Annotated in this window: 10 protein-coding genes; 8 read left to right on the forward strand and 2 right to left on the reverse strand. The window is 53.1% G+C overall.

Annotation, left to right across the window (positions count from 1 at the left end):
• Positions 1-45: 45 nt before the first annotated feature.
• From M4I36_RS07010 to M4I36_RS07035, 6 genes are all read left to right on the forward strand, one after another.
• A complete protein-coding gene (locus tag M4I36_RS07010) occupies positions 46-861 on the forward strand; it encodes a TrmH family RNA methyltransferase (RefSeq protein WP_258111016.1) in 816 nt (271 codons plus the stop codon).
• Between the two features lie 114 nt (positions 862-975).
• Complete coding sequence (locus M4I36_RS07015) at positions 976-2,142, forward strand: MFS transporter (protein WP_258111017.1); 1,167 nt, start codon at positions 976-978, stop codon at positions 2,140-2,142.
• Between the two features lie 15 nt (positions 2,143-2,157).
• Positions 2,158-2,682: a divergent PAP2 family protein gene (locus M4I36_RS07020; protein ID WP_258111018.1), complete on the forward strand. Its 525-nt coding sequence runs from the start codon at positions 2,158-2,160 to the stop codon at positions 2,680-2,682.
• Positions 2,683-2,869: 187 nt separating this feature from the next.
• Positions 2,870-3,082, forward strand: a complete 213-nt coding sequence (locus M4I36_RS07025) for a hypothetical protein (protein ID WP_258111019.1) — start codon at positions 2,870-2,872, stop codon at positions 3,080-3,082.
• A gap of 4 nt (positions 3,083-3,086) precedes the next feature.
• Positions 3,087-3,350 (forward strand): spore coat protein CotJB, encoded by a 264-nt coding sequence (locus M4I36_RS07030; RefSeq protein WP_258111020.1) that lies wholly within the window; start codon positions 3,087-3,089, stop codon positions 3,348-3,350.
• Positions 3,351-3,404: 54 nt separating this feature from the next.
• Entirely contained in the window at positions 3,405-4,349 is a 945-nt protein-coding gene (locus M4I36_RS07035; protein WP_258111021.1) for an aldose epimerase family protein, read from the forward strand.
• Positions 4,350-4,397: 48 nt separating this feature from the next.
• On the opposite strand, the gene M4I36_RS07040 is transcribed toward M4I36_RS07035, so the two are convergent.
• Complete coding sequence (locus M4I36_RS07040) at positions 4,398-4,997, reverse strand: hypothetical protein (protein ID WP_258111022.1); 600 nt, start codon at positions 4,995-4,997, stop codon at positions 4,398-4,400.
• Positions 4,998-5,198: 201 nt separating this feature from the next.
• Between M4I36_RS07040 and M4I36_RS07045 the strand changes: the two genes are divergently transcribed.
• Both M4I36_RS07045 and M4I36_RS07050 read left to right on the forward strand, forming a co-directional pair.
• A complete protein-coding gene (locus tag M4I36_RS07045; RefSeq protein ID WP_258111023.1) occupies positions 5,199-5,768 on the forward strand; it encodes an RNA polymerase sigma factor in 570 nt (189 codons plus the stop codon).
• Complete coding sequence (locus tag M4I36_RS07050; RefSeq protein WP_258111024.1) at positions 5,765-6,646, forward strand: anti-sigma factor; 882 nt, start codon at positions 5,765-5,767, stop codon at positions 6,644-6,646. The genes M4I36_RS07045 and M4I36_RS07050 overlap by 4 nt, the downstream gene beginning before the upstream one ends.
• Positions 6,647-6,674: 28 nt before the next feature.
• Here M4I36_RS07050 and M4I36_RS07055 read toward each other — a convergent pair whose 3' ends face one another.
• Entirely contained in the window at positions 6,675-7,337 is a 663-nt protein-coding gene (locus M4I36_RS07055) for an MFS transporter (RefSeq protein WP_258111025.1), read from the reverse strand.
• Positions 7,338-7,530 lie beyond the last annotated feature (193 nt).

The raw sequence follows: 7,530 nt of genomic DNA on the forward strand, positions 1-7,530 counted from the left end.
AGGGTCAGCGCGGTGGGCAGGTACTTTGAGAAAGGGTTTTTGTAAATGTTCATTGATTCTCCTCAAAACCCCAAAATCAAATTGTATGCGCGCTTAAAAACGCGGAAAGAACGAGAGCGGCGAGAAATGTGCTTGGTAGAAGGAGTCCGCCTCGTTCAAGACTTGCTGGACAGCGACTGGCCTGTGGAGTGTATCTTTGTCGAGGATGCTGCAGAGCAGGAAGTGGCGCGGTTGCGTCGTCATCCGCGTTGGCCAGAGAGCGCCATTCAGGTTTCAAGTCATGCCTTTGTAGCTTTGTCAGACACCGTCTCATCGCAAGGTGTGGTGGCGGTCGCGCGCATTCCGAAAGAGATGCACACGCCCACGTATCCAAGCACTGCCTGTCTTTTGGATGGCGTACAGGACCCTGGGAATGTTGGAACTTTGCTTCGCAGTGCTGAAGCATTTGGTGTGGGTGAGTTTTGTGTGGGGCGCGGAACAGTTGATGTCTTTGCTCCGAAAGTTGCACGAAGTTCGATGGGTGGGCTGTTTCGGATTCACTCGACTGAGGCGGACAGCGCTACTTATCTGCAAGAGTGGAGATTGCGCCATCCGATGGGTGCGGTGTATGTGGCGGATGCGGATGGTCAGGACGTTTGTACGCACATCACCTTTGCTGAACCTTGGCTACTCGTTATTGGAAGCGAAGCGAACGGTGCATCTGCAAGAGTCAAGAATCTCGCAACGCACATTGTCTCGATTCCAATGCTGGGTAGAGCGGAGAGCCTGAATGCGGCCATGGCGGGCAGTATTTTGCTCTATGAAGCGTTCCGAACACGTCTTGCAGAGAATGGATTGGGGAGCAGCTTGACTGAAATGTAGGGTATACTGTGACTGTGGGTGCATAGAAGTTGCATCGATTGGACTGGTGGCAGACCCGTTCTACACTTGGAATTTTGGTGATGTTTATGAGTTGTGGACGGGAGGCGGCTACTGATGAGGCAAATATTTCGTGGTCGTTCCCTGATGGCACTGGTGACGTTGTTCTTCTGTGAATTTGTGCGAGGTGCACTCCTTTTCTATGTACTTCCCATATACATCCACGGAGTTCTTGGGTTGCCGACCATTTGGATTGGGTTCGCTATTGCTTCTCATTATCTTTTTGATACGGGCTTACGCAGTCCGGCAGGTTGGTTGATTGACAAATTTGGACCAAAGCGACCCGTTGGATTGGTATTGGCTGGCGGCTTGTTGGGTCTTTGGTTGGTGCTTCATGGAAGTCATCCGGTGTGGCTTTTGTCCGGTTGTGCGCTCATCGGTAGCGCGATGGCATTCATATGGCCTGCAGTCATCTCGGCGGTCACCAGACATCAACCCAGTGTGACCCACGCGACCGCTATGGGTGGAGTTATGATGGCATGGTTGGCTGGAGTTGGCATTGGCGCGGTCAGTATGAGCTTAGTGTTTGGCCACCGGGGAATCGGTGCATTTCATCTGTTGCTACTCGTTTGGACCCTTGGATTTGTGCTTGCTGTAAGTTCTTTGCCTATGGACGGAAATCACGACGAAACGCATCCTGCCACGTTAAGATCTGTGTTAGGTGAAATTCGCAGTGTGCGAATGCTCTTCCCTGGGATTTTTGTGCAGACTTTTGCACTAGGACTACTGTTGCCGGTATTTGCAATGTATGCTAAGTACAATTTGGGGTTGACTGGCAGTACCTACAGCGCCTTGTTGGTGGCAGGTGGCACAGCGACGGTCGTTCTGCAACTCCCGATGAGCCGATTAGTAGACCGCTTTGGGTATAAGCGGTTTCTCGTTCCGGGGTTTGTGCTCTCTGCGGTTAGTCTTCCAATTTTGGTTATGCTGCGCGTTGTGTGGGAAGTGTTTGTCGGAGTGGCGGGAATTGGAGCGGCCTACGCGTTTATTTTGCCAAGTTGGAATGCAGTCCTCACGAAAAGCGTGTCGGAGAGAAGACGAGCCTCTATGTTTGGAGTCTTTCTGACTGTTGAGGGCCTCGGCATGGCAATCGGTCCACTGGTGGGAACCACTCTCTGGAGCACGGTTGGCCCATTGGCTCCATTTTATGCGTCTTCCGTCATTTTCTTAGGAATGTCTGTATTCTACAGCGTGGCACCTTTGGATAAGCTATTCTTGCATTGACACGGGGGAAATCGCATGTGGAGAGATTCGGCTTACATGTGGATTGCACCACTAGTCGCCATGGTGGTAGCGCAAATTCTCAAGCCGATTTTGATTATGATTCAAGCGAGACGGTTTGACTGGCAACGCATGAGGCAGTCCGGGGGAATGCCTAGTTCGCATACCGCGCTTGTTGTTGCGTTGGTGGTGGAACTGTGGTTACGTTATGGCGGGCGCAACCCCATTTTGGCACTGGGACTCTTCATCGCGATTGTCGTCATGTATGACGCGGCTGGCGTGCGCTGGCAAACGGGACGCCAAGCGGCATTGTTGAACCGTCTATTGCACGACTTGAAAGGGCAAAACGCAGTACTTCCGTCGGGTGAGCGGATGAACGTAGAGACATCACGGACAGATGCGCGGGTGAGGCATATGCGCATCGTGAAGGTACCGTGGTGGTTGATGGACTGGCCTGTGCTTAATGAACATGTCGGGCACAAGCCGCGAGAGGTGCTCGGTGGTTGCGTCGTGGGCGTGGTGATCGCATTGCTGCTCCACTAAAGGATCGACGCTTCTCTCGGAAGAAGGAGAGAATGGGAGCTGAAAAGTCTTCTGTCTTGCGATTACTTTGAAGGAACGAAAGTCTTGGTTCTCGATGTTTTGGTCTAACCTGAGTGTCTCTGTAGTGTCCACTCTGCATATTTCTATCGAGAGTGACGCAACGTTTTAGACAGGGAGATGAAGCAGAATGACCAAACAGTGGTTTTCCTATGAACGACTCGGCGGCCGAAACGACCCATGCCCTTCTTCGGGGAGTGTCTTTTTTGTCGTTCCGCCGAATCAATGGCTGGTGACGCAGAGTCGCGGGTTGAAGCAGTTCTCTCCTCGACAAGCTCTTCAATACGGCGTACTCTGGCCAGACTTATGGAGCGCTTATCCTCGCAAAGCAGGGGAGGAGTGAGAGTGTGAGCAAGACACTCGGAACTCAGCACGCTTCCTATTTGCAAGAATTGCAAAGTATCGATTTTGTCCTTGTGGATTTGACTTTATATCTCGACACGCACCCGCAGGATGCAGGCGCCGTGGCGCAGTTTCAACAGTTCCAGCGCCGAAAGATGACCGTGACGTCGCAGTATGAGCGACTGTATGGGCCGCTCCGCCAGTATGGAAACAGTTCGACGGGAGAGACGTGGGCTTGGTCAAAAGGGCCCTGGCCATGGCAAATTTGAATGAGACAGTGGAGTATGGCGTAGCGATGGAACCGAGTGGGGAGTGGAGTCAAGATGGGATTTACCAGTGATACGGTAGGCGGTCGGGAAGTGTGGGTGGGGGAAAGGGACCAGTTGCGGATTGTACTCGTCCCGGAGCTAGGGTCGAAAATCGTCTCGCTACGCTGCTTCGGTGGCCGTGAATGGCTGTATCAAGGGTCACGTCCGCTCGGCAACAACGGCTATGCTTCCGCGTTTGACGAGTCGGATGGTAGGGGATGGGATGAGATGTTTCCTAACATCGATCCATGCCGCGTTCCGACCGCTCCTTGGCAAGACGTGTCGCTCCCTGACCACGGGGAAGTCTGGTCTCTTCCCTGGCAGGTGGCGTCCGTCAGTGACAATGCACTGACATTGAAAGTACATGGCATTCGTTATCCTTACGAGTTGCAGAAGAGACTTGTCTTGAAAGAGGATCACGTTGTCCGCTTTGACTATCATGTGAAAAACCCCACGCCGTTTCCCATGCCGTTCTTTTGGGCCGCGCACCCTCTACTCTCCATTCAACCTTTGGACCAGGTCGTCCTCCCGGAGGACTGCAGAGACTATGTTGTGTCCAACTCGACCTTGCCGAATGTACAACCAGAGGCCGTCTATCAGTGGCCTTATATTGGAGCATCGCAGCGGCTGGACGTGGTAGCCGAGGAGCGCAGTGGCGAAGCGCATAAAGTGTTCTTTCGCAACAAAATGCGGGTAGGTGAAGCTGCAGTTGCGTCTGCGGATGGTCGCGAACGTATTGATTTCCGATTCTCTCCAGAAGACATTCCTCATTTGGCTGTCTGGGTGAATGACGGCGGTTGGCGCCATGAGCACAATCTAGCCTTGGAGCCTGCCATTGGATTCCTTGACGTTTTGCACGCGGTGGATGGTCCCATCCCCAATGAGTACATTTTGCCTTATGGCTACAGAGAGTGGAGCTTAGAAGTTCAACTGCACTGTCCGCTTGATGGGAAGCAATAAACCTCGCAAGCAGGACTGCTCGCGAGGTTCTCGAAAAATGATTGAGTGTTACCAGGATTTCGAACCGCCCATCCCTTTGGTACTGCCCATCACCGATGCTTTGGTCGCCACACCATAATTGAAGAGGAAATTGGTACTGGCGAACCATGCTTTCATTTTACCGTCCGCACCAGGACCAATCAGCACGATGGGTTGGCTAGCGCCCGCAGGCACTTGAATGTTTGCGTTGATGGTAAAGTCGCCGTCGCTGCTCAGTTTGACTGGAGCGGTCACAATCGCTGGTGAATTGGCAAACGTCACTTCTGCGAGGACCTCTGGCACATGTGCAGTGGTGCCAGCAATCGCGGCAGGGATTGGCTTACCATTGGCGAGGTAGCCGGTTTTCGGAATGATGAGCCATTTACCGGAAGCCATCAGATGGTCGTTGGTGAGTTTCACCCATCCGTCGACCACCCATGGAGCTCCACCCGCTGCTACGCCACGAATCGTGACGTTCGGAATGTTCCCAAATAGGTCTTCTTTCAACAGGACATGCTGATGCGTGTCTGCAAATGCGATGGTCGTTGCGGTCAATGCTGCCGTCGCTGCAAATGCGATGCCCGCCCGACGAATGAACTTGGCTCTTCCTGCCATCATAGCCACCCCCATGCGTTGTCGCCCCTGTGAGGCGCATTCAAACTAGTAAACGCCGATTTGTGGGGAACGGTTTTCTCTCGAGGGAGATTCTCTGCAAATTGTTTTTCGGTCGTGTCGTATTTTTCACACAACCTCGCATTTCTCGGAAATTTGCGGCGGATCGCGGTATGATGGCGTTAGCATGGGCTTTGTTTGGAAGGGAGCGGTCTAGAGTTGTCCGATGAAGAACTCTACCGTCAAATGGTCGCGGGAGATGGACAGGCCTTGGCGCTGTTATACGACCGCTATGCGTCTCGAGTGTGGGCGGTTGCGTTGCGATTGACAGCGGATCGGACCGTGTGTGAAGAAATCGTTCAAGACGTGTTTACGCGGGTCTGGACTTCGCGCGCGTACAATCCAGACTTAGGCCTGTTTGAGCATTGGCTGATGGTGGTGGCCAGACGATTGGCGATTGATCACGTTCGCAAACAAAACCGTCGAACCGTTCATTTCGTATCCTCTAATGATAACAACGCAGCGACTCGTTCGGACGATCTCACGCAAATTCCTCTGCATGTGGACTTTGATGAGCCTTTTTTGCAGCAGGATTTGCAACGGGTCATGATGGAACTGCGATTGGAAGAGCGACAAATCTTAAAATTGGTTTATTTGGAGGGACATACGCTGTCCGAAGTGGCACAGATATTGAGTATTCCCCTCGGAACTGTAAAGACCAGGCTTCATAAAGCGCTCCGCCAAATGCGGGTTGGAATGGACGCTTGGCGTTCGGAGGTGCAACCATGACGGAAGAACATCCGTGTGTGCAGTCTAGCCGACTGGTGGACTATCTGTTGGACAACTTGAGCGAAGAAGACAGGGCACAAATGGTGCGGCACGTGAGTGACTGCCCGGCGTGTCAATTGGAGTTGGAAGAGCTCTGGTCAGTCCATCGGGAACTTTCCTCTGTGCCTCTCGACGCGGCTTTGCTCCGTTGCGCGCAAGACATAAAGGACCAAGTTCTGGCGCAGGCGTTTGCTGTACGGCCGCCAGTTTCTGACGGTCATCTGGGTGCGTTGACTCAGGGTTCTGAAGACCGTGTGAAGAGTGAGGCGTTCGAGCGCGACCATCTGTCTCAAAAGATAGAGGATGAGCGCGCCTATGTGAGGACGCGCAGAGGGCGGTTGTTCCGCTACCGGGTGTCTTTATTGGGAGCGGCTACCGGGGCTGCGGTGATGCTCATGGTTGGCATCTTTTTAGGTCATCAAATGCCGAAATTACCACGGGCGGCAACGTTGTCGAGCGGACAAGGTGCGACTCCGTCGACGATGACTCCAACCGTCTTGATGCGTGAGGAGAGTTTTAAGCCAACAGCGGCGGCTCCGGAAGCGAAGGGTACGTTGATGTTAGTACATCAAAAGGCCGGTATGATGATGATTGTGTCGGTGCAGCACATGAAACGGTTGGCACCAGATATGTGTTACAATGTCTGGCTGGTGCGCGCGGGGCATCACCAACTGGCGGGGCGAATTTGGGTCAACGCAGACGGTGCCGGTGCTGTTTCTGTCGCCCTTCCCAAGGGCGCAGAGTTTTCGTATGTAGGAATTACGATGGAGCCCTGGTCTCAAGTGGCCAAACCGACCACGCCCAAGCTCATGGGGGTGCCCCTGCACTACCCGTTGTGATGCGGGGTGCGTCATACTTCCGGTTGCGTTATAATTCCGGTTCTAGCGACTTGACTTTGGAACGCTGGACCAAAGCGTGTGCGGTGAACAGCATCGATGCTAAGACGGTACTGAACACTGCGACGAGCAAGATGGGTTGAAGGCCCGCAACGTCAAATACATTGCCGAACAAGACGGGACCAATCAACCGGCCTACGCTCCCCAACCCGCCGACCAGTCCGAGATAAAAGGCAGCATTACGGCCAGTTGTCTGAGTGATGAGGGAGGGGATGGTTGGCGATATAAGCATTTCCCCAAGGGTCGCAATGACCATTGCGACCATGAAATCTCCATAGTTAGCGTGGTTTATCCAGAGCAGTGCAAACGCGCCCGCGTAAAAAAGGGCACTGCTGGTCAGACGAGACGGCAAAGATTTGCTGATGAAGCGATTCCACAAGGTCGTGAGTGGTTGGCCGAGTAGGATGACAAGGCCATTGATGGTCCATAAAAAGCTATACACGGCGGGACTGCGGCCCTGTTGATTCAAATATGGGGCCACTCCAGAATTCCACGCGGATGTCGACAAAAAGACCAACATCGAACCCATGCCTATCAACAGGTATACCCGGTAGTCGCGCAGAAGAGCGCGATTTCCTTTCCCTCGAGGCGAGGAACTGCCGACCGACCACGGATTCACATCTTCAACATTCATTCGCCTCTCTCAGGAAAAGTACGTTTTTCTCTCATTTCCTCATTCAATCGCACCATTTCGCATTTGACCATTTCGCGTCCAGACTACAGAATGGTTCATGAGAGTGGTTTTATCCGTTGACGGGTGCATTGAACTAGACGGACGCTGCCGCCTTCAAAAATATGGTATGCACCGTTCGGATCTCCACCCGTTT

Origin of the sequence: Alicyclobacillus sp. SP_1, from assembly GCF_024706985.1 — a bacterium.
Taxonomy (GTDB): Bacteria; Bacillota; Bacilli; order Alicyclobacillales; family Alicyclobacillaceae; genus Alicyclobacillus_I.

Bases quoted from the DNA above. Each gene is read 5' to 3' on its own strand.
- M4I36_RS07050 (WP_258111024.1), top strand. From the start codon at position 5,765: ATGACGGAAGAACATCCGTGTGTGCAGTCTAGCCGACTGGTGGACTAT.
- M4I36_RS07035 (WP_258111021.1), top strand. From the start codon at position 3,405: ATGGGATTTACCAGTGATACGGTAGGCGGTCGGGAAGTGTGGGTGGGG.
- M4I36_RS07010 (WP_258111016.1), top strand. From the start codon at position 46: ATGTTCATTGATTCTCCTCAAAACCCCAAAATCAAATTGTATGCGCGC.
- M4I36_RS07025 (WP_258111019.1), top strand. From the start codon at position 2,870: ATGACCAAACAGTGGTTTTCCTATGAACGACTCGGCGGCCGAAACGAC.
- M4I36_RS07040 (WP_258111022.1), bottom strand. From the start codon at position 4,997: ATGGGGGTGGCTATGATGGCAGGAAGAGCCAAGTTCATTCGTCGGGCG.
- M4I36_RS07020 (WP_258111018.1), top strand. From the start codon at position 2,158: ATGTGGAGAGATTCGGCTTACATGTGGATTGCACCACTAGTCGCCATG.
- M4I36_RS07055 (WP_258111025.1), bottom strand. From the start codon at position 7,337: ATGAATGTTGAAGATGTGAATCCGTGGTCGGTCGGCAGTTCCTCGCCT.
- M4I36_RS07015 (WP_258111017.1), top strand. From the start codon at position 976: ATGAGGCAAATATTTCGTGGTCGTTCCCTGATGGCACTGGTGACGTTG.